Origin of the sequence: Algimonas porphyrae (assembly GCF_041429795.1) — a bacterium.
Classification (GTDB): Bacteria; Pseudomonadota; Alphaproteobacteria; order Caulobacterales; family Maricaulaceae; genus Litorimonas; species Litorimonas porphyrae.
On sequence record NZ_CP163424.1, the window covers coordinates 927,621 to 947,939 of the forward strand.

At 61.1% G+C, this 20,319-nt stretch carries 17 protein-coding genes and 1 tRNA gene; 12 read left to right on the forward strand and 6 right to left on the reverse strand.

The genetic code is table 11. The features are described 5' to 3' along the window. Positions 1-24: 24 nt before the first annotated feature. On the reverse strand, positions 25-1,050 hold the full coding sequence (locus AB6B39_RS04660; protein ID WP_284373129.1) for an energy transducer TonB: 1,026 nt from the start codon (positions 1,048-1,050) through the stop codon (positions 25-27). On the opposite strand from AB6B39_RS04660, the gene polA reads away from it, so the two are divergent. Then, the gene (gene polA, locus AB6B39_RS04665; protein ID WP_284373128.1) at positions 1,049-3,871 is read left to right on the forward strand and encodes a DNA polymerase I; all 2,823 of its coding nucleotides are present in this window, start codon (positions 1,049-1,051) and stop codon (positions 3,869-3,871) included. The genes AB6B39_RS04660 and polA overlap by 2 nt on opposite strands. Positions 3,872-4,163: 292 nt before the next feature. On the opposite strand, the gene msrA is transcribed toward polA, so the two are convergent. Both msrA and AB6B39_RS04675 read right to left on the reverse strand, forming a co-directional pair. Then, positions 4,164-4,733 carry a peptide-methionine (S)-S-oxide reductase MsrA gene (msrA, locus tag AB6B39_RS04670; protein WP_284373126.1) on the reverse strand — a complete coding sequence of 190 codons (570 nt, stop codon included), beginning with the start codon at positions 4,731-4,733 and terminating at the stop codon, positions 4,164-4,166. Between the two features lie 9 nt (positions 4,734-4,742). Continuing rightward, positions 4,743-5,456: an N-formylglutamate amidohydrolase gene (locus AB6B39_RS04675; RefSeq protein WP_284373124.1), complete on the reverse strand. Its 714-nt coding sequence runs from the start codon at positions 5,454-5,456 to the stop codon at positions 4,743-4,745. A gap of 84 nt (positions 5,457-5,540) precedes the next feature. Between AB6B39_RS04675 and AB6B39_RS04680 the strand changes: the two genes are divergently transcribed. From AB6B39_RS04680 to AB6B39_RS04725, 10 genes are all read left to right on the forward strand, one after another. After that, positions 5,541-5,631: transfer RNA gene (locus tag AB6B39_RS04680), tRNA-Ser, on the forward strand. Positions 5,632-5,649: 18 nt separating this feature from the next. Further along, positions 5,650-6,294, forward strand: coding sequence for an NUDIX domain-containing protein (locus AB6B39_RS04685; protein WP_284373122.1), 645 nt, complete (start codon positions 5,650-5,652; stop codon positions 6,292-6,294). An 880-nt stretch (positions 6,295-7,174) separates the two neighbouring features. Continuing rightward, positions 7,175-8,329 (forward strand): NAD(P)/FAD-dependent oxidoreductase, encoded by a 1,155-nt coding sequence (locus tag AB6B39_RS04690; protein ID WP_371398697.1) that lies wholly within the window; start codon positions 7,175-7,177, stop codon positions 8,327-8,329. A gap of 70 nt (positions 8,330-8,399) precedes the next feature. Then, positions 8,400-9,182, forward strand: a complete 783-nt coding sequence (locus AB6B39_RS04695) for a 5-oxoprolinase subunit PxpA (protein ID WP_284373119.1) — start codon at positions 8,400-8,402, stop codon at positions 9,180-9,182. Next, positions 9,179-9,835 carry a 5-oxoprolinase subunit PxpB gene (pxpB, locus tag AB6B39_RS04700; RefSeq protein WP_284373117.1) on the forward strand — a complete coding sequence of 219 codons (657 nt, stop codon included), beginning with the start codon at positions 9,179-9,181 and terminating at the stop codon, positions 9,833-9,835. Before AB6B39_RS04695 ends, pxpB begins: the two co-directional genes overlap by 4 nt. Beyond that, positions 9,832-10,779 carry a biotin-dependent carboxyltransferase family protein gene (locus AB6B39_RS04705; RefSeq protein WP_284373115.1) on the forward strand — a complete coding sequence of 316 codons (948 nt, stop codon included), beginning with the start codon at positions 9,832-9,834 and terminating at the stop codon, positions 10,777-10,779. The genes pxpB and AB6B39_RS04705 overlap by 4 nt, the downstream gene beginning before the upstream one ends. A gap of 3 nt (positions 10,780-10,782) precedes the next feature. Beyond that, the gene (gene pabB / locus AB6B39_RS04710) at positions 10,783-12,438 is read left to right on the forward strand and encodes an aminodeoxychorismate synthase component I (protein WP_284373112.1); all 1,656 of its coding nucleotides are present in this window, start codon (positions 10,783-10,785) and stop codon (positions 12,436-12,438) included. A gap of 32 nt (positions 12,439-12,470) precedes the next feature. Continuing rightward, positions 12,471-13,442, forward strand: a complete 972-nt coding sequence (locus AB6B39_RS04715) for a zinc transporter ZntB (protein WP_284373109.1) — start codon at positions 12,471-12,473, stop codon at positions 13,440-13,442. A gap of 46 nt (positions 13,443-13,488) precedes the next feature. Beyond that, on the forward strand, positions 13,489-14,514 hold the full coding sequence (locus AB6B39_RS04720) for a sodium-dependent bicarbonate transport family permease (protein ID WP_284373107.1): 1,026 nt from the start codon (positions 13,489-13,491) through the stop codon (positions 14,512-14,514). A gap of 11 nt (positions 14,515-14,525) precedes the next feature. Then, positions 14,526-14,840, forward strand: coding sequence for a P-II family nitrogen regulator (locus AB6B39_RS04725; protein ID WP_284373104.1), 315 nt, complete (start codon positions 14,526-14,528; stop codon positions 14,838-14,840). Positions 14,841-14,930: 90 nt separating this feature from the next. Here AB6B39_RS04725 and AB6B39_RS04730 read toward each other — a convergent pair whose 3' ends face one another. Both AB6B39_RS04730 and AB6B39_RS04735 read right to left on the reverse strand, forming a co-directional pair. Next, complete coding sequence (locus tag AB6B39_RS04730; protein WP_284373102.1) at positions 14,931-16,289, reverse strand: L-serine ammonia-lyase; 1,359 nt, start codon at positions 16,287-16,289, stop codon at positions 14,931-14,933. Between the two features lie 74 nt (positions 16,290-16,363). Further along, the gene (locus AB6B39_RS04735) at positions 16,364-17,380 is read right to left on the reverse strand and encodes a hypothetical protein (RefSeq protein ID WP_284373099.1); all 1,017 of its coding nucleotides are present in this window, start codon (positions 17,378-17,380) and stop codon (positions 16,364-16,366) included. Positions 17,381-17,504: 124 nt separating this feature from the next. On the opposite strand from AB6B39_RS04735, the gene AB6B39_RS04740 reads away from it, so the two are divergent. After that, positions 17,505-20,033 (forward strand): trypsin-like serine protease, encoded by a 2,529-nt coding sequence (locus AB6B39_RS04740; RefSeq protein ID WP_284373097.1) that lies wholly within the window; start codon positions 17,505-17,507, stop codon positions 20,031-20,033. Here the strand turns inward: AB6B39_RS04740 and AB6B39_RS04745 are convergent, their stop codons facing one another. Next, on the reverse strand, positions 20,034-20,300 hold the full coding sequence (locus tag AB6B39_RS04745) for a hypothetical protein (protein ID WP_284373095.1): 267 nt from the start codon (positions 20,298-20,300) through the stop codon (positions 20,034-20,036). Positions 20,301-20,319: the final 19 nt, after the last annotated feature.

The following is a 20,319-nucleotide window of genomic DNA, read 5'->3' on the forward strand; positions in this document are numbered from 1 at the left end:
CACCGGCTCATCAAGTAGAAATCCTCAATCCGCCTCGAAGCGGTAGCGTTTGCGGATACCTGCGGCGGGCACGGGTTCGCCGTCGACCATCCGGGGATGGAAGCGCGTGCGCAAGGCGGCCCGTTCGGCAGCGCGGACAAAGTCCTCGGCATAGCGTTCAGCCTGCACATCGATCAATTCGACCATGGCGACCCGGCCCCGGGCATCGATATTCAGCGACAATGTGACCATACCGTCAATCCCCCGCCGTTCGGCGGAACGCGGATAGCGCGGCCTGACATTGCGACGAACGCGCGGCGCTACGACAGTACCGTCCGCCTCTTCCGGATAGCGCAAGTCTTCCGATGGACGGAAGACCACCGCTTCCCGCCCATAAATCTCTTCGAACCGACGCGTGTCATAGGCCGGTCCGCCAGCCAGACGGTCGGCGGGAATGCCGGCAAAACGATCCGGATCGGATGGCAAGTCGCGATCCGGTCTGTCTTCCGGCTCGGGCTGGGCGTCGATGTCAGTCAGCACCGCCTCGATCTCATTATCTCTCGCCCCGAGATAGCGCCCCCACGCTTGCTGATAGGCCATCACGGCGTCGCGTCGCTGGCGGCGTGGCAGGCGCGGATCATAGGCCTGGGTCAATGTGGCCTGCCAGTCCGCATCGGCGACGGCGTCCAGTACAGATAGCTGCGCGCGGACCGCGCCAGTGCGGCCATCCTGCGGATGCTGGTTCAGGAAATCGGTTAGTCGCGCGCGCCGCAGGGCCGGTCGGCTCTCGCGCAGCGCCTTCAGATAGGCGGTACGCGATACGGGTTCGGCGTCAACGCTGACGGCGCTCTGCCCGCCTTGCAGACTGAGCATGAACAGACCGCCCATCAGGCAGATTCCCAGCAGGACGGCCACCAGGACAGGCTGTCGCCAGGCGCGGGAGACCTCATCCGGCTGGGCGACATCGGGCAGTTCATCATCGATCGACTGATACATGGTGGGTGACTTATAGGCGGAAATGATGCGGGCGGTATAGACAGTCTGCAGAGGGGGCGGCACAAGCCTGCGCATGAGCCAGCCCGTACCCGTCACTGCCAAGTCCCATGTCGTTCTGGTCGATGGGTCCGCCTATATTTTCCGCGCCTTTCATGCTCTGCCGCCTCTGACGCGCAAAAGTGACGGCCTGCCGATTGGGGCGGTCGCGGGCTTCTGCAACATGCTGTTCAAGATGCTCAAGGATCAGAAGGACGAAAATCGTCCGACCCATTTCGCGGTGATCTTCGACAAGGGCAGCTACACCTTTCGCAACGATATTTATGACCAGTACAAGGCTAATCGCGGTGAACCGCCCGAGGATCTGGTGCCGCAATTCCCGCTGACGCGTGATGCGACGCGGGCTTTCGGCGCGCCTTCAATCGAACTGGAAGGATTCGAGGCTGACGACCTGATCGCGACCTATGCGCGGCAGGCCGAAGCCCAGGGCGCACGCGTCACCATCCTCAGTTCCGACAAGGACCTGATGCAACTGGTGACCGACAGGATCGCCATGCTCGACCCGATGAAGAACAAGCTGATCGGGCCGAAGGAAGTTGAAGAGAAATTCGGCGTCACGCCTGACAAGGTGATCGACATTCAGGCCTTGGCGGGTGATTCCGTCGATAATATCCCCGGCGTACCGGGCATCGGCGTCAAGACGGCGGCCTTGCTGCTTGACGAATATGGTGATCTGGAAACGCTATTGGAGAGGGCTGAAGAGATCAAGCAGAAGGGGCGACGTGAAAAACTGCTCGCCAATGCGGAACTGGCGCGCATTTCCAAACAGCTGGTCACGCTCAAGGATGATGTCGCGGTCGAAGTCGAGCTCGACGAAATGGGCGTCACCGACCCGGATGTGGATGTGCTGTTCGACTTTCTGGAGGAGATGGGATTTCGCACCCTCACGGCCCGCGTGAGGCAAGCGCTGGGCGAGGGCGAATCCGACGGGCTCCGGGCCGACGATACGGCGCCGGAATTCGTCTCGCCCGCCACGCGGGACCGCTATCCCAACGTGACTTTCGATCACACACGCTACGAATGCGTGCGGAGCGAGGACCGCCTCGCGCACTGGATTTCCCGCGCGCAGGAGGCCGGCGTCGTGGCTGTCGATCTGGAGACGGATAGTCTTGATAGCCGGGCCGCCAATCTGGTCGGCGTGTGTCTGGCGGTAGAGGATAATGAAGCCTGCTATGTGCCATTGGGCCATACAGGCGGTGAAGACATGTTCGGCGAAGGCGCCCCCGATCAGATCGACCGGGATGCGGCGCTGGCGGCGCTCAAACCGATGCTGGAAAATGAAGCGGTCTTAAAAGTCGGGCAGAATTTCAAATATGATCTCGGCGTGTTTCAGCGCCAAGGCATCGATGTCGCGCCCTATGACGATACAATGCTGATCAGTTATGCGCTGCATAACGGCATTAACGGCCACGGCATGGACACGCTGAGCGAAACTCATTTCGGCCACAGCCCGGTGCCATTCAAGGAGATCGCCGGGACGGGAAAGAACCAGAAGACGTTCGACCAGATCGGGCTGGAAGACGCCACGCGCTACGCCGCCGAGGATGCCGACGTCACGTTGCGCCTGTGGAAATATCTCAAGCCGAAGCTGAGCACCGCGCAGGTCACGCGCGTCTATGAAGATATTGACCGCGACATGCCGCATGTTGTCGCGCGGATGGAAAATGAAGGCGTGAAGGTGGACCGGGCGGAACTGGCGCGCCTATCGTCCTATTTTTCGCAGAAGATGGCCGGGCTGGAAGCGGAAGCGCACGATATCGCCGAAGGTCCGTTCAATCTCGGCAGTCCGAAGCAGATCGGCGAAATCCTGTTCGACAAGATGGGGCTGGACGGTGGCAAGAAGACGAAGACCGGGGCTTGGCAGACGGGTGTCGATATTCTCGAAGACTTGTCGGATAAGGGCGAAACCCTGCCGCGCGTCATTCTGAACTGGCGGCAATTTTCCAAACTCAAGAGCACCTATACCGATGCGCTGCAGGCGCAGATCAATCCGGAGACAGACCGAGTCCATACCAGCTTCAGTCTTGCCGCGACAACGACAGGGCGGCTCAGCTCGTCCGATCCGAACCTGCAGAATATCCCGATCCGTACCGAAGAAGGGCGAAAGATCCGGGATGCCTTCATTGCAGAGCCGGGCCACCTGCTGGTCGCCGCCGACTATTCGCAGATTGAGCTAAGGCTGCTAGCGCACATGGCGGATCTGCCCACCATGAAGCAGGCGTTTGCCGATGGGATCGATATTCATGCGCTGACAGCCAGCGAGATGTTCGACGTGCCGCTGGCCGAGATGACACCGGATGTGCGGCGTCAGGCCAAGGCGATCAATTTCGGGATCATTTACGGTATCTCCGCTTTCGGTTTGGCCAAGAATACGGGCGTGGACCGCGGAACCGCGGCTGACTTCATCAAAACCTATTTCGAGAAATTCCCCGGCATTCGCGCCTATATGGACGCAACCAAGGCGGAAGCGAAGGAACGCGGTTATGTCAGTACGCTCTTCGGGCGGAAATGCCATATTGGCGGCATTCGCGACCGCAATCCGCAACGCCGGGCCTTTGCTGAACGCCAGGCGATCAATGCCCCGATCCAAGGTACGGCTGCCGATATTATGCGCCGCGCCATGACCCGCATGCCCGCAGCCATTCGGAATGTGGACGGCGCGCGCATGCTCCTGCAAGTCCACGATGAACTGGTTTTCGAGGTGCCGGAAGGCCGTGAAGAGACGCTGATCGAGACGGTCAAGGCCACGATGGAGCAGGCTCATGAGCCTGCCATCGCGCTATCCGTGCCGATCGACGTTGAGGCGCAGGCCGCGAAGAATTGGAACGAAGCGCACTGAGGACAGGGCCCTAATCTAGCACCAGAGTTCACCCACACGCGATGGGGCGGCGCGCGCAGGCGTAGCCGAGCACGGAGTCACAGCGCGTCTGCGTGCCAATGGCGCGCTGAGCGGCAGCGAAAGCCCGCTCTGAACCTGCGGGACGAAGCCACCTTGCCATGAAGTCCTCCAAGTTCCGCTCACACCGAAAGTTCCCCTTTCCGTCCTTTGGGGACGGACCGCTATCGCGGAGGTTTGCGACGATTGGTTTCACCAATCTTAGACCCGCTAAGCGGGACGCAAACCTGTGGGGCTAGTTTCGAGAGGGAATCGCACACACCACCCCTGTCGGGCCGTGATTGCAGTAGCCTTGCGGGTTCTTGGCGAGATATTGCTGATGATAGTCTTCTGCCGGGTGATAGGTTGGCGCGGGTGCGATCTCCGTCGTGACTGTCCGGCCATAGGCGGCTTCATACCGCTTGGCAGCGGCCTCGGCGGCTTCGGCCTGCATCTCATCATAGGTGTAGATGACGCTGCGATACTGGCTGCCGACATCATTGCCCTGACGGTTGCCTTGGGTCGGATCGTGATTTTCGAAGAAGACTTTCAGCAGTTCTTCATAGCTTATGATTTTGGGGTCGAAGACGAGGTGGAAGACCTCGGCATGGCCCGTCCGGCCTGAACAGACGGATTTGTAATCGGGATGATCCGTCGTTCCGCCCGCATAGCCGACGCTGGTGACATGGACACCGTCCAACTGCCAGAAGATGCGCTCTGCACCCCAGAAGCAGCCCATGCCGAACAGGGCCTGCTGGAATCCTTCGGGATAGTCGGCAAACATGTTGCGGCCATTGATGAAGTGTTCGGAAGTCGTGGCGAGCATCGGAGTCTCCTAAAGAAGCGGTTCAATCGCGCGAGCGAGGATGTGAGCCATGTGGGTAGCGTCCTGGTCCATGCCGATGTGGTCCTGCCGCAGCTCGATCGCAAGATGGCGCAGGCCTCTCGGCACGACATTGTGATCGACGGTGAAATTCAGATCATAGGCGGAATAGGGCTGGTTGATATCGACCTGCCAGCGCGGCTCGATCCGGGCCATCTGTTCGATAAAACGCTCCGGCGTGTCCGTATCGTCCTTGACCAGTAGGCCGATGTCGGTCGGACGCGGAGCGTGACCCCGCAATTGCGGGGTGAAGCTGTGAATGGACAGGGCCAGCGCCTTGGGGCGTGTGTCCAGCGCTGCGCCGATCGCGTCATGATAGGGTCTGTAAAGACGGTTCGTTCGTGCGGTGATCTGGGCGTGGGACAGGCCGTGATTGGCGGGAATATCGGTTCCGTCAGTAATCACCGGGATTAGGCCAGGCGCATCGGGATCGCGATTGGCGTCGACGACCAAGCGCGAAAAACCGCAAATCAGGCCGCTGCAGCTCAGCGTGTCACACAGGGTTCGCGCCACGGTTTCCGTGCCGATGTCCCAGGCAATGTGCCGGCGCATGTCCGCCGGGCCGACACCCAGATCGCCGACCCAGTCCGGAACATGATTGGAGGCATGGTCTGCGAAAATGAAAACCGCCTCATTCGGGCCGTCAATCGTGTGGAAGGCGGTCATAGCGGCGCTGCATTAGGCGCAATCCGGCAATTGCGGAAGCCATCATCTGCGTCTATAGGCGCGCCTGCCCGGCGGGCTGCGTCTAGTGAGGTGGCCGAGTGGTTGAAGGCGCACGCCTGGAACGCGTGTATACGGTATCCCCGTATCGAGGGTTCGAATCCCTTCCTCACTGCCAGCCCGCCGGAGCCATTCCATGACATTCCCGCCTGACCCGCCCAATCCTTGGCGCATTCGCGAAACCCGCGTCGCCCATGACAGCCCGTGGATGCGGGTCGATGTGCATGCCGCCGTGGACCCGGCTGGTGCAGATTGTGAATATGGTGTGGTCCGTTTCAAGAACCGCGCTGTGGGTATCGTTCCCTATGAGGTGCGGGACGGTGTTCCGGGTGTCTGGATGGTCGGGCAGACCCGCTTCGCGCTGAATGCCTATAGCTGGGAAATTCCGGAGGGCGGTGTGCCGGAGGGAGAAGATCTGATCGTGGCTGCGCGCCGCGAACTGAAAGAAGAAACGGGTTTGAGCGCCAAGATGATGACCCCGCTACTACAGCTCCACTCATCCAATTCAATTACGGATGAGTGGGGGCAGGTCTATCTTGCGACAGGACTGAGCATGGGAGAGGCCGCGCCCGAGCCGAGCGAAGACATTACTGTGCAGTTCACACCGCTCGACGCGTTGCTCAATGCGATCGATGCGGCCCGGATTACCGACGCGATGAGCGTTGCGGCCCTCTTGCGGCTCGAACGGGATCGGTCGTCTGGGGCATTGTCCGATAGTGAGTTTGGGTCCGATAGTGAGTTTGGGTCTGAACAGGAGGCTGGGCGCCGCCCTGCTGAATAGTCTGTCCGTAGCTTTGGGGGTATGGGCTTTGCCTGACGATAACCGGGCCGGGCCTTATGTAGGGCGTCCCCGTGCGCAATGGCATTCCCGTCCGTGCAGGCAGGGACGGATAGCTGCGGCGCACGACGGCCGGGCTCAGACTGTTCGCCTGAACTGAGCGCAAGGTGGACGGGCCGGTCGGCTGGCTCACATACTGCGCGGGCCCTTCGTCAAATCCGGGACAGCGATTGGCGCGGGCCAGCCCGACCAGATAGCCGATCCTGTACCGCGCCCGGTCCGAGGCCCGATCCGCATTCTGTTCCAGCTTGGCCGCGCCAGACACTTGTCGCACTACGCCCCGGAAGGGCAGGACGGATCGCGAAAGCGCGCGCACGCCGGCGTCGCGTAAATTGCCTGTCCGCCCGACAAAGGTGTTGGCGTCGCGGCGATAGCCTGGACGTCGACCGTCATTGTCAACGATCGCCTGCTCCAACTGTCGGATTTCCGAGGCCCAGCTCTGGCAACTCGATTGAGCGACCTGACCGTAAGGATGGGACAGATATTGAAGCTGTTGCGGGATAGGCTGCTGCAACAGGTTGGCATCGCGCAATGGCGAGGTCGCAGCAAACTGGAAGTGATCAACCTCTTCTCCGAGGCTTGCGCAGGCCGACAGGCCCGATACGGACATGCCGATCAGGGCCAGCAGCGACAGTGGCCGGATCGATTTCGAGGCTTTCCACACGCGGACCTCCCTTCGATCCGTCCTGAGTATAAGAGTTAACGCGTCTTAACAGATATTGCGGCGAGAAACAGGCTCACTTATGCGCCCGTTGTGACTCCTCATGAGACAAACTCCAATAAGTCTGCAATTTCCGGACCGCAGCACGATTTCGATGTCATCATGATCGGTGCCGGCGCAGCAGGGTTGATGGCTGCCGCCGTAGCCGGGCGTCGTGGCCGTCATGTTTTACTGATCGATCATGCCGACCGCCCGGGCGAGAAAATCCGCATTTCCGGTGGCGGACGCTGCAATTTCACTCATCTCCATTCCACGTCTGACAATTTCATCAGCGAGAACCCGCATTTCTGCAAAAGCGCGTTGTCTCGCTACACGCCCTATAACTTCCTTGCGCTCGTCGAACGCTATGGAATCAAGTGGGAGGAGAAAGCAGAAGGACAACTCTTCTGTCAGGGGAAGTCGACGCAGATCATCGACATGCTGGTGGAAGAATGCCGCAAGGCCGGGGTCGAACTGCGTCTGGGCACGGAGGTGCTGGGTGTGGACCGGATGGAGAGCGGTTTTGCCGTGACGACAGCGATGCAGACGCTGAGCTGCGAGAGCTTGGTGATCGCGACGGGCGGTCCCAGCATTCCGAAGATGGGCGCAACACGGTTCGGCTATCAGGTCGCGGCGCAATTCGGTCTCGACATGGTCGACACGGTGCCGGCGCTCGTCCCGCTGACCTTCACCGACGAAACTAGCGCGCCGATGAAGGCCCTGTCCGGCGTGGCGGTCGACGCCGCTGTGAGCAGCGAGCGTTATGCCTTTACCGAACCGCTGCTGTTCACCCATCGCGGCCTGTCAGGACCGGCGATCCTGCAGATCAGTTCCTACTGGGAACCGGGCGAAGCGATCACAATCGACCTGGCACCGGGTGAGGATCTGCTCGAGAGCCTGAAACGGGACCGGGCGGACCGGCCCCGCCTGTCGCCTGCAGCCTGGCTTGCCGAGCGTCTGCCGAAACGGCTGGCCAATTCGATTGCGATGACGGTGCGGCAGGCGCGTCTGGCGGACATGCCCGACACGGCGCTGATGAACCTGGCACTGCAAGTCGGTGCTTGGCGGATCAAACCGGCTGGCAGTGAGGGTTACCGCAAGGCGGAAGTGACGCGCGGCGGCGTCTCGACGGATGAACTGTCCTCGAAGACGATGGAAGCCAAACGCGTTCCGGGCCTGTATTTCATCGGCGAAGTCGTCGACGTGACCGGTCACCTTGGCGGACATAATTTTCAATGGGCCTGGGCGAGCGGCGTGGCCTGCGGCGAAGTCTGCTAACGCAAACTCGTCCCCGATCCGCTTAGCCTCACGGCTTTCTTCGGCGCGCAAACCTGCTAGAGGCTGACGGATGAAGACGATCGATCTGAATGCCGACATTGGCGAGGCGGATAATCCGGAATGGGCGGCTGCGGAGGCGGCGATCCTGTCGCATATCAGCTCAGCCAATATCGCCTGCGGCGGTCATGCGGGCGACGCCGCCTCCATGCGCAAAACAGTCCGCGGGGCCAAGGCAAACGGCGTCGTCATCGGCGCGCATCCGGCCTATCCGGACCGCGAACATTTCGGTCGCCGCTCACTGGTGCTGGACGAAGATATCGGGGAGGATGAACTGGTGCGAAGTCTTACCGCGCAGATCGTCCGGCTTGTCGAAATCGCCGCCGAGGAGGGTGTGCAGGTGGCCTATGTTAAACCGCATGGGCAGCTTTATAATGACGCCGTGGGTGATGCGCGCAAGGCCGCGCTGATCGCGCGCACCGTCGCCGCCATCGATCCGGCTCTGATATTGCTCGGCGGTCCCAATTCGCAAATGGGCAAGGCTGCGCAGGCGCACGGCCTTGGCTTCGTCGCCGAAGGCTTCATCGACCGCCGCTATTCCGATGATGGCCATCTTATTTCCCGCAAGGAGCGGGGGGCCGTGATTGCGGATCAGCATGACCGTCTGTCGCAGGCCCGCAGCTTGGCTACGACGGGTGAGGTCAAAACCGCCTCGGGGGGTCGCCTCGACATCAAGGCAGGCTCGCTCTGCGTGCACGGCGATAGTGCGGGCGCGGTCGAAACCGCGCGGCAGGCGCGCGCCGCCATCGAAGAGGTCGGCGTGACGATCCGGCCTTTTATCGAGGCAATGACATGAACGATTTGCACCCGGATATTCGCGCCTATGGCGATCATGCCGTTCTGGTCGAGTGGGGCGCTGACGGTTTCGACGCCGACATCAGCGACCGTGTGCATGCGCTGGCCGCGCGATTGCGCAAGAAGAAGGCCTTCATCGAAGTCATGCCGGGCTATGACAGTCTCGTGGCCAGCTTCGATGGCGCGCAGATGAACGCGGCTTCGGCCCGACGCCGGATCAAGGACGCAATCGTGCGCGAAGCCCGCTCAGAAACGGCTGTCGACGGTCGTCTGGTCGAGATACCGGTCAGTTATGGCGGCGCGGACGGCCCGGACCTCTACGCGATGGCCGACAGGATCGGCAAAAGTCCGGAAGCCGTCCTCGCTCTACATACGGGCCGGGACTACCGCGTCTGCATGATGGGCTTCATTCCGGGCTTTGCCTTTCTCTCTGATGTCGATCCGCTGCTGCAGCATCCCCGTCATGCGACGCCGCGCGCGGTCGTGCCCGCCGGCAGTGTCGGGATCGCCAACTGGCAGACCGGTATATACGGTCTTGAAAGCCCTGGCGGGTGGCAGATCATCGGACGCACGGATGTGGCCATGTTCGACGCGGACCGCGACCGACCCTTTTACGTGGAGGCCGGAGATCGCATCCGGTTCGTCGCCCAGTGAGCGCGCCTCTGATCACAGTTCTCAATGGTGGGACCCAAACCACCGTTCAGGATTCTGGGCGTCCGGGTTATCGCCATCTCGGTATTCCGCGCTCCGGTGCGGCGGACCGTCTGTCATTTGCCATCGCCAATCATCTGGTCGGGAATGAGTGGGCCACGCCCGCGCTCGAATGTGCGCTGGGCGGGCTGCATCTGCGGTTCGAACGCAAGACACTCATTGCGATTTCGGGCGCGCAAATGTGGGCCCAGGTTCAGGGTATGAATGTCGATACGAACCGGGCCGTCGAGGTCGAAGCGGGCGATATTCTGACGCTATCCTATGCGCGAGCCGGGTGCCGGTCCTACATCGCCGTTGCGGGCGGCTTGCAGGCGACCGAATTTCTCGAATCGGTGTCGACCTATTTGCCTGCCTCGCTCGGCGGGATCGAGGGGCGTGCGCTCAAGGCTGGCGACACGCTGTACAGTCTCAATGCTGTCTCGCAGGGCGCGCGCACGCTGCCGACGGGCTATGCGCCGCATCTGTCCGGTCATGCGGTTCTGCGGGCCAGTTCCGGACCCGAGTTCGATCTGCTGTCGGCGGAAAGCCGCCGCTATCTGTTCACGACGCCGTTCATTGCCACGCCCGCGACGGACCGGATGGGATCGCGCTTGCGCGGTGACCGTATCGCTACGGACAAGTCATTCGCCATGACCAGCAGCCCCTTATTGCCGGGGACGCTGCAATGCCCGCCCGATGGTCGTCCGATCCTGGCTTTGGCCGACGGTCATTGCACGGGCGGCTATGCGCGGGGTCTGCATGTCATCCAAGCGGATCAGTGGCTGCTGGGACAGATCGCACCGGGTATGAAAATCAGCTTCCGCCGCTGTTTCGATGCCGAAGCGCCCGATATTCTGCAGACCCGCAACGCTGTCTGGAGCACGTTAATACCAGACTTTTCCTTCTAGGCCATGCACGTCCTGCTGGATGATCAGGCGACACAGCGTCAGCTCTATTTCACTGATCCCGTCCGCGTTCTGACCTACCGCATGGGCGAGTCGGTCGAGGCCTTTTTCGCCGCGATCGAAGCGGCGCAGGCGGACGGTCACTGGATCGCTGGGCAGTTCGATTACGAATTTGCGGCAGCCCTAGAGCCACGATTGGCGAACCTGTGCGACGTCGGTCGCCTAGTGGCGCGGCTGGGCGTTTTTACGCCCCCCTCCGCGCATCCACCGACTGATCATCTCTACCGGGCTTCACCGCCCGACGTGACGCTCGTGCCTGACTGGAGCGAGGCGGACTATGAGGCGCGGTTTGCACGCGTTCAGCGCTACCTCCGGGCCGGTGACGCCTACCAGGTCAATCTGACCTTCCCCATGAGCGGCGCGACCGAGGCTGACGCCGTCGCTCTCTATGCCGCTTATCGCAGCCGCCAGCCCGGACGCTACGGCGCGGTCATATCGCTGGGCGGCCCTGATATTGTCAGCCTGTCACCGGAACTGTTTTTCGAACGCAGAGATCGATCAATGCGAATGCGTCCGATGAAGGGCACGCGGCCCAAGACGGCGAATGACGATATGACCGCGGATGTAAAATCGCGCGCCGAAAACCTGATGATCGTGGACCTTCTGCGCAATGATCTGTCCCGGTTGTGCGAAGCCGGATCGGTCAAGGTGCCGGAACTGTTTGCGATCGAAGAGTATCCGACGCTGGTGCAGATGACGTCGCAAGTAACCGGCGAGCTCAAGGATGGCGTCGGCTGGCAGACGATCTTCAAGGCGCTCTTTCCATGTGGATCTGTGACCGGCGCGCCGAAAATCAGGGCGATGGAGATCATCCACGAACTGGAAGGCGCACTGCGCGGACCCTATTGCGGGGCCGTTGGCTATATCGCGCCGAACAATGATGCGAGCTTTTCGGTGGCCATCCGAACGGGGACGCTGCAATCCGGGCAGTTTCGCTACGATGTGGGCAGCGGTGTCGTGCTTGATTCCGATGGTCCGGACGAATATCGCGAATGTTTGCTGAAGGCCAATATCTGGACCCCTGCGCCTTACACTCAGTTCGAGACGATGCTTAATGGACCCTATGGGCCTATTAGGGCAGCCCGCCATGCGGCGCGTTTCGGGCAGCCATTGCCTGATCTCGGACGCGCGACGGATTTGCAGCGCGTACGGATCGACCGCTTCGAGAGCGGACGTATCACGCTTACTCAGCAGGATTTCGAGCCTTTGGCGGAACCGCTCAGCCTGGCTCTGTCGCAGCATCGGCTGAGCGAGCGGGTTCAGCGCATTGACATCAAGACATCGCGCCGCGACTTCTATGACGGGGAGCGCAGGCGCGTGGCAGCCCTTTGCGGCGCGGATGAAGTTCTGTTCTTGGACCCGAACGGACACGTCATGGAGGGCTCATTTACCAGCCTCTTCATCGAGCTTGACGGACGGCTGCTGACGCCGAGAGGGCCGGGTCTGTTGCCGGGTGTGTTGCGCGCCGAATTGCTGGATACGGGTCAGGCGACCGAAGCGGAGCTGTCGCCGGAAGACTTGCGCAAAGCGGACGCGCTGTTCGTCGGCAACAGTTTGCGTGGGCTGATGCGGGCGGAATTGATCACGACCGATCCTATCTAGGCCTGCGACCAGTTTCCCGCTAGGGTCGCGACATGAGCGGAATCGTGCATGCGTGGAAAATCGACGGAAACGGGCAGGCCAGTCCTGCCGCCATTGACGATTTCGACGAACCGCTGGCGGAAGGGTATTACTGGTATCATTTCGATCGCAACGATCCCGCTACGCAGGCGCTGTTCGATGCCGATGAAGGGGTCGACGTGATTGCGACGCGCACCTTGCTGGCAGCGGATACGCGTCCGCGCACTATTGTCCGGGGTCGGGACGTGCTGATCAATCTGCGCGGCGTGAACCTCAACCCCGGGGCCCAGCCCGAAGACATGATCCCGCTTCGCTTCTTCATCCAGGCAGGTCGCGTGATTACCTGTAACGGCAAACCAATGAAGGCGATCGGCGACATGGTCGAACGTTTGGAAACGCAAACCGTATCGCGCACACCCGGCGGTTTTATCGCGACATTCGCACTCGCCGTCATCGAGCGCATGACGCCGACCATTACCGACCTGAACGAACAGGTCGATGAACTGGAAGACCTGATCGACAGCAGTGGACGAAATCGTCACGATCAGGCGCGTCCCAAGGTCGCGGAACTGCGCCGCGAAGCCATTTTGCTGCGCCGCTATCTCGCGCCGCAAAAGGATGCGCTCATCACCTTGTCGCAGCAGCAACTGCCTTGGATCGGGCAGGACGATCAATTGCGTCTGCGCGACGCAGCCGATCAGGCGACGCGTGTTGCCGAGGAGCTCGACGCGGTGCGTGAGCGCTGCGCCATCGTCAAGGATCAGCTGACAGACATACGGGCCGAGCAAATGAACCAGAATATGATGATCCTGTCCGTGGTCGCTGCGATCTTTCTCCCTCTGGGTCTGATAAGCGGGATGATGGGCATCAATGTCGGCGGCATGCCATGGGTCGAAGCCGAGATGGGTTTCTGGTATGTGACAGCGATTGTGGTCGCCATCGGCCTGCTCCAGCTTGCCCTGTTCCGTCTGCTCAAATGGCTATAGCGGTGGATGTGTTCGCAATGCCCCTGACGGAAATGGATCGGTAGACGTGGACCTTCTTCTCGATTTCGCGAGCAGTTTCTTCACGCAGCTACGCTCGCCGACGCTCGCCTTCCTGATCGGTGGGGCGCTACTGGCCGCGCTGGGCAGCAAGCTCACCGTGCCGGACGCGATCTATCAATTCATCATCTTCATGCTGCTGATGCGGATCGGTCTGCATGGCGGCATGGAAATTCGCGATGCCGATCTGACGGCATTGGCATTGCCGGCGCTGATGGCGGCGTTGACCGGGATCATCTGTGTCCTGCTCGGCTGGGCGACGCTGGCCCGGCTGCCCGGTATCCGGTTCGACGATGCGATCGCTACATCGGGCCTGTTCGGTGCGGTCAGCGCCTCGACCCTGGCGGCTGCACTCGTCGTGATGGAACAGGAAGCATTGATCTATGAAGCGTGGGCGCCCGCCCTCTACCCGTTCATGGATATCCCTGCGCTCGTGCTCGCCATTGTTCTGGCCAGTCTGCATGCGCAGAAGCGCCGCGTCGCCGAAGGCGGCGATGTCGGCGAACGCCCGAAGGTCGGGGTCTGGAAAATCATCAAAGACAGCCTGCGCGGCGCGGCCCTGTCGGCGCTTCTGCTCGGCATCGCGATCGGACTGTTTGCCGAACCCGGACGCGTCTACGAGGAATTCTACAATCCGCTGTTCCGGGGCTTTCTGTCGATCCTGCTGATGATCATGGGCATGGAAGCCTATTCGCGGCTGGCGGAACTGCGCGGTGTGGCGCACTGGTTCGCCGTTTACGCTCTGCTCGCCCCTATCGCGCACGGGCTGATCGGCTTCGGACTTGGCTATATCGCTCACATCACGGTCGGGTTTAGCCCCGGCGGTGTCGTCATTCTGGCGATCATCGCAGCATCCAACTCCGACATTTCGGGCCCGCCGACATTGCGGGCAGGCATTCCGTCCGCCAATCCGGCATCCTTCATCGGGTCATCCACCAGTATCGGTACGCCGATTGCGATCGCCGTCTGCATCCCGCTCTTTCTGGCGCTAGGCGAGATGGTCTTCGGCACATAGGAGGCTCACACATGTTCTCAAACGCAACCAAACTGACCGTCATTGCCGAGCGGCTTCTGCAGGAGCGCATCATCGAGATGCTTTATGCAGGCGGGGCCAAGGGTCACACCGTGTTCGACGGCAGCGGCAAGGGTGAGCACAGTAATCGCCGAGGCGACCGCGCGGCCGTGATTCACGATTTCACGATCGTGCAACTCGACGTCGTGTTCGGTAATAGCGACGAAGCCCGCAAGGTCGCCGAAGACATCGCAGATACGCTATTCGTCGACTATGCCGGCATCGTTTATCTGACTCCGGTCGAGATCATCCGGGCGAAGCGGTTTTAGCTGCTCGCGTGGTCATGCAGGCCTGTGACAGCATGGCAATGGCGGCAGCGTCAGAACGGACAGAGCTGCCCTAAAGGGCGGTGATCACGATCAGCACTCAATCACATTGACGGCCAGCCCGCCTTGGCTGGTTTCCTTATATTTGCTGCTCATATCGAGGCCGGTCTGGCGCATGGTTTCGATCACCTGATCGAGACTGACGATCATCTGTCCCGGCGCGTGCAGGGCCAGGCGCGCAGCGTTGGCCGCCTTGACAGCCCCGATGGCGTTGCGCTCGATACAGGGGATCTGGACGAGACCGGCGACCGGGTCGCACGTCAGGCCGAGATTGTGTTCCATTCCGATTTCGGCGGCACTGGCGACTTGTTCGGGCGTACCGCCCCAGACCGCACAAAGCCCGCCTGCCGCCATGGAACAGGCGACGCCCACTTCGCCCTGACAGCCCATCTCAGCCCCCGAGATCGAGGCGCGCTGTTTGTAGAGCAGTCCGATTCCGCCCGCCGTCAGAAGGAAGCGCCGCGTCTGTTCTGTCTGCATCGTCCCATCTTCGTCATGGCAGTAATGGCGGATGATGGACGGGATGATTCCGGCGGCGCCGTTGGTCGGGGCGGTCACGACCTGACCCCCGGCGGCATTCTCCTCATTCACAGCCATGGCATAGACATTGAGCCAGTCGAACAGCGCCTCGCGTTCATTCGGCGGCGCGGAGTTCAATTTGGTCCAGAGCCCAGCGGCGCGCCGACGGACCTTGAGCGATCCGGGCAGGAGGCCTTGAGCGTTGAGGCCGCGGTCTACGCTTTCCATCATGACGGCGGCGATCCGGTCGAGGCGGGCAATCGTTTTCTGGCGTGGTCGCTTGGCGTCCTCATTGGCCAGGATGATATTGCAGATCGACTGGTTCTCACGGGCGCAGATTTGCAGCAACTCTTCTGCCGAGCCGAACGGAAAGGGGCTGGCATCGCCGACATGCACCAGATCGTCCGGCGAGGGTTTGGATAATTGCGCATGACTGGCAATGAACCCGCCCCCGGTCGAATAATAGGTGCGGCTGTCAATGATCTCGCCGTCCCGGCTGGCGATCATCTCCAATTCGTTCGGATGCAGACGGGTCGGGGTTTCATAATCGATCGTAACAATGACTTCGGTGCCGTCGGGCAGGCTGCCACTGTCAGTCAGTGCGGACAGGGCCACCTCTGCTTCGTCCATCTGGATGGTTTCGGGTTTGAAGCCCAGCAGGCCCAGCTTGGCGGCGCGAAATGTGCCGTGACCCTCGCCAGTAAAGGCCAGGCTGCCGCGAAACACCATTTCAATCCGCTCCGGCGCAGCGTCTTCGGTCAGCTCTTTCTTGATCAGGCGCTGCCGGTAACGCGCAGCCACCCGCATCGGCCCGACCGTGTGCGACGATGACGGTCCGACACCAACCCGGAAGATATCGAGAACTGACAACATAGGTGGATGCTACGGCCATTTATCGGACAAGAAAAGCCTTGATGGCCCGTTCTGACGGGTAAAGGCGACCGGCTTCAGAAACGGTAACTGACGCGCAAAGCATCCTGACAGAAAAGATCGAGTTCATTGAGCGCAACACGCTCGATTGCGTCGACCAGCGTGTCCAGATCGGCCCCGCTGCCTGATGCGGAAGCAGAGGCATGATCGAGGTTGCGCAGATAGGTTTCGTACCGGCCCTGTGACTGTTCTTCCAGCAGCGCATTATCGGTGATAGCCTTGGTTGCCCCGGAGACGAACAGCGTGACGGCCAGGAAATCGACCCAGTCGGTCGGGATGATATGGGCGGTATCGACCAACTTCACGGCGAGTGACAGAAAGGCGAAGGCGGCGGCGGAAAAATACATGACGTCCTGCAAGGACGTGACTGCGCGCAAGCGACCGCGCAGATGGGCCACTTCGCCGATGGCGAAATTACTCTGATAGCGAATGCGCAATTCCTCATAGGCCTCCAGTGATTGCGACGCGATGGCCGGGTCGGCGTTGTCCAGACGGGCATGGGGTGGCGTTTTCAGCGCTGTATCGGGGTTGAACCGTTCCATCACGGCCATGCCGGTATTGAGGTCGTTTTCCAGTCGCGACAACTGGGCGCTGGAAAAGCTTGCGACCTGCTCGGCCAGACTGTCCCTGTCGGCGGCATTGTCGCCCAGATGGAAACTCTGGAATTTCAGACTGCGAATCCTCTCACTGGCGAACCGGTTGAGCAGCCACTTCTCCTTCTGCCGTGTGACGATGATGAAGGCCTGCAGCCCGATGCCGACGATCGCCAGCACCGCCGCGCCGAGAGTCAATATCCGGGTCCAGTCGCCGGCATCCAGCACCAATGCGTCCGCAATGGTATAGACGGCACTGATCGCAATCAGCAGGATCGCGAACCGGCCGACCCTGTGGTAGACTGACTTGCCACTCAGGGCGAGGGCGTCGTGATGGATGAAAGCCGAATCCAGTACCGGATTGTCAAGTAACGGTTCGATCCTGTCGAAGCGCGCTCGCGTCGCGTCGCTCGGAAACATGTCGCGGTTCGCAATTTCCATGCGGCTCCCCTTTTGCGCCTGTCAAAGACGCGCTTAACAGACGGGCTGCGCGGGTCAAACGCAGGCTAATTGGCTTTGTCATGCGCGGGCAAGCTGCTAGCCAAGTGAAGACGGGGAGACGCGAATGGCGTTCAGGACAAGACAGATTATCGGCGCGCTGACAGGCCTCTCACTGCTTCTGCCCGGGCTCAGTCTGGCACAAACACCGGCAACGGAGCTACCAGAGCCCACCGTCGATCTGGGCGCGATTATCGCGGCTGATCTGGAGTCGCGCGAACCGGTTGCCGATGCGGAGGCGCAAAACGGTACTCCCTTGGCATACCATGCGCGTATGGGGATGGAGGATGAGAATATCGTGCAGGATAAAATCCGTCAGGCGGCAGAAGATACCGCCGCCGGACTGTGTGATAATCCTGAGACGGACTCGCTCGAAAAATGTCCGTTCAAACTTCCAGCGCGGTCCTATGGTTCCATTGCCGTTCCGCGTCATGCGGCTCCGTTCCAGACCCAGATCGTCTATTCCGACTGGGCCACGGAGCAACCGTCCTACAGAGCGGCCAATACGGCGCTTCAGCCCTGGGAAAAGCGGCATATATGCGGCGGAACGCTGATCGCGCCCGACTGGGTTCTGACGGCGGCCCATTGTCTGAAATCTCCGAGCCCGGACGTTTACGGCGTACGCCTGGATGTCGGTAATATTGCGACCGACACGTCGTCTGTCATCCCTGTCAAATCGTACCGCATCCATCCCTGCTATGATGCCAGCCGGACCCGCAACGATGTTGCGCTTCTGCAACTGGACACGAGCGGAGTGAGTCTGTCGCTCGAACCGATGGAGCCGAATGTGGACCTTATGACGGCCGGTATCGACATGCCGGGCATGCTCGAGGATGTCATCCTGTTCGATAGGGGTGCCGCCCTATTGCAGTTTGCAGATGGACGACTCGCGTTTCTTGACCTCAAGCGCGGCACGCGGCGCGCCGTCGATCCTGTCACGGGCCCCGAGCGACAGATACGCACAGGTCGCGGCTTCGTTCTGCAATGGGCAGGCAAGCGCTACAGTCTGATCACGGATCCCGACCGTCCGGCTGACGAGGCCGTTCATGCGGAACCGATTGTTGCTGCGGATTACAATGTGGAGACAGGGGAACTTGTCTTGGTCGGATCGAGCGGCCTGGCGACCGTGAAAAATGGTCGTCGTCCATCCCGTAGCCTCCAGCTGAGTGCTGCCCCCAAGGCCGTATCGATCCTGCCCAACCATCGCCTCGGTGTGGAACGACAGAATTCATCCTATGCCGTCTGGGATATGCGCCGGAACAGACAGATCGTGTCGTTTCCAGCGATGTCCGAATCCAGCAAGGAGTTTCCGCTCCTGTTTGAAGGGAAGCCCAAATATGTTTTTCGGGAGATGGCTGGCACGGTCGTGCGCGGCGAAGCCGTTTTCGTGCAGGACACGCACACCCTGATCAACAATGATGGAGCGCTGTCCGTTACGGATCATGATAGGGGGCGCGTGCAGGCGGTGGGCCAGACAGGCCTGACCCACCCGCGTCTGTCCCTCAGTCCGAATGGACGCTATCTGGTCGCGTTCGGCCTGAAGCGCGACGGCGAGCTGGGTCGGGGATATGGAGAAATCTGGGACCTGAAACGATCCCGCGCGCCGAAACTGTTCGAAACCGATGACGGTTTCACTGATGCCACGCCGCAATTCACGAAAGACGGGAAGCGTTTCGTCCTGTGGAATATTGAAGGCCTGAGCCAGGTCTGGCGCCTGACGGATGATGACCCGGCCCACACGCTCAATCATAGCCTGCTGATCCGTGGTGGGCGTCTTGATGCCGACGGACGAATCAACGTGATTACGGAATATGGCACGGCGCAAGTCTGGGACGCGACGACGGGTCAACCGATGGCGCGTGTCTATCATGGCGGCAAGCTGGCCGGTACGGACTTGCTGGGTTCAGTCTTTCTGACCTGGAGCCGGACCGGTCGTATTCGGGTCTGGAACGCCGATACGGGGCGTCAAGACCTGCACTTCATCCTGTCGGATGCGGGCGACGTTTCGAGCATCGGCGCCGATGGCCGTACTGCAAGCGCCGCGAAGGTCAGCCTGATCGATCTGTCGCAAAGCACGCGCGTGGCAGAACTGCCAGACCGTGTCACCGCATTTGGCTGGGGGAAAATGAAGAAACCAGCCGGTGCGCCGCCTTCAGCCAGCCTGCGCATGTTGTCCCTGTCGCCGATCGACTGGGATGATTGCGTCGATCAAATGAGCGACGGCACGCGCCGGAACACGGCCGCGATGCGTGACGAGAATGCGTTCTGCGTGATGGGGCCACGCCGTAAGACCTGTCAGGGCGATAGTGGCGGCCCTGTCGTCGGAGACGGTGAACTGGTCGGCATTGTCAGTGTCGGGTCCGGCGTGTGCAAGGCCGATGGTAAACCGTCGACCTATATGACAGTGGCGCGATATCGGGACTGGATCCAGAACCATGTTTGCCCGACCCAATTGTCCGACACGGCATCGGGGTCGTCCCGGACCGGGCAGGGAGTCGCCGCGCAGCCGTCGGGCGACTATCCGGAATTTTGTCGCGGCTGGACGCCGCCACGACAGGCGGCGGCGCTATCCTGCCCGGACAATTCGTCGTTCTAGCTACTGATCGGGTGCGTCGACTGATCCACCGGGGTTGGTGCCGCCGCCCTGAATGATCACTGTCCCGCCGCCTTGTTCGCACTGACCATTGGCATTGGCGATGATGCACAGACAGGTTCCGTCATCGTCGCGAATGTCGCAGCGCTCCTCGGACGTCGGCGCAACCATAGCGTTCGTCATCATATCGTCGGACTTGGTCTCATCGACGGTTGTCGTACAAGCGGCCAGCCCCAGCATCGCAACGGCAAAAATGGACAATATTTTCATTGTTCTCTCCCCTGATTGA

Bases quoted from the DNA above. Each gene is read 5' to 3' on its own strand.
- polA (WP_284373128.1), top strand. From the start codon at position 1,049: ATGAGCCAGCCCGTACCCGTCACTGCCAAGTCCCATGTCGTTCTGGTC.
- AB6B39_RS04660 (WP_284373129.1), bottom strand. From the start codon at position 1,050: ATGCGCAGGCTTGTGCCGCCCCCTCTGCAGACTGTCTATACCGCCCGC.
- msrA (WP_284373126.1), bottom strand. From the start codon at position 4,733: ATGCTCGCCACGACTTCCGAACACTTCATCAATGGCCGCAACATGTTT.
- AB6B39_RS04675 (WP_284373124.1), bottom strand. From the start codon at position 5,456: ATGACCGCCTTCCACACGATTGACGGCCCGAATGAGGCGGTTTTCATT.
- AB6B39_RS04685 (WP_284373122.1), top strand. From the start codon at position 5,650: ATGACATTCCCGCCTGACCCGCCCAATCCTTGGCGCATTCGCGAAACC.
- AB6B39_RS04690 (WP_371398697.1), top strand. From the start codon at position 7,175: ATGATCGGTGCCGGCGCAGCAGGGTTGATGGCTGCCGCCGTAGCCGGG.
- AB6B39_RS04695 (WP_284373119.1), top strand. From the start codon at position 8,400: ATGAAGACGATCGATCTGAATGCCGACATTGGCGAGGCGGATAATCCG.
- pxpB (WP_284373117.1), top strand. From the start codon at position 9,179: ATGAACGATTTGCACCCGGATATTCGCGCCTATGGCGATCATGCCGTT.
- pabB (WP_284373112.1), top strand. From the start codon at position 10,783: ATGCACGTCCTGCTGGATGATCAGGCGACACAGCGTCAGCTCTATTTC.
- AB6B39_RS04715 (WP_284373109.1), top strand. From the start codon at position 12,471: ATGAGCGGAATCGTGCATGCGTGGAAAATCGACGGAAACGGGCAGGCC.
- AB6B39_RS04725 (WP_284373104.1), top strand. From the start codon at position 14,526: ATGTTCTCAAACGCAACCAAACTGACCGTCATTGCCGAGCGGCTTCTG.
- AB6B39_RS04730 (WP_284373102.1), bottom strand. From the start codon at position 16,289: ATGTTGTCAGTTCTCGATATCTTCCGGGTTGGTGTCGGACCGTCATCG.
- AB6B39_RS04735 (WP_284373099.1), bottom strand. From the start codon at position 17,380: ATGGAAATTGCGAACCGCGACATGTTTCCGAGCGACGCGACGCGAGCG.
- AB6B39_RS04740 (WP_284373097.1), top strand. From the start codon at position 17,505: ATGGCGTTCAGGACAAGACAGATTATCGGCGCGCTGACAGGCCTCTCA.
- AB6B39_RS04745 (WP_284373095.1), bottom strand. From the start codon at position 20,300: ATGAAAATATTGTCCATTTTTGCCGTTGCGATGCTGGGGCTGGCCGCT.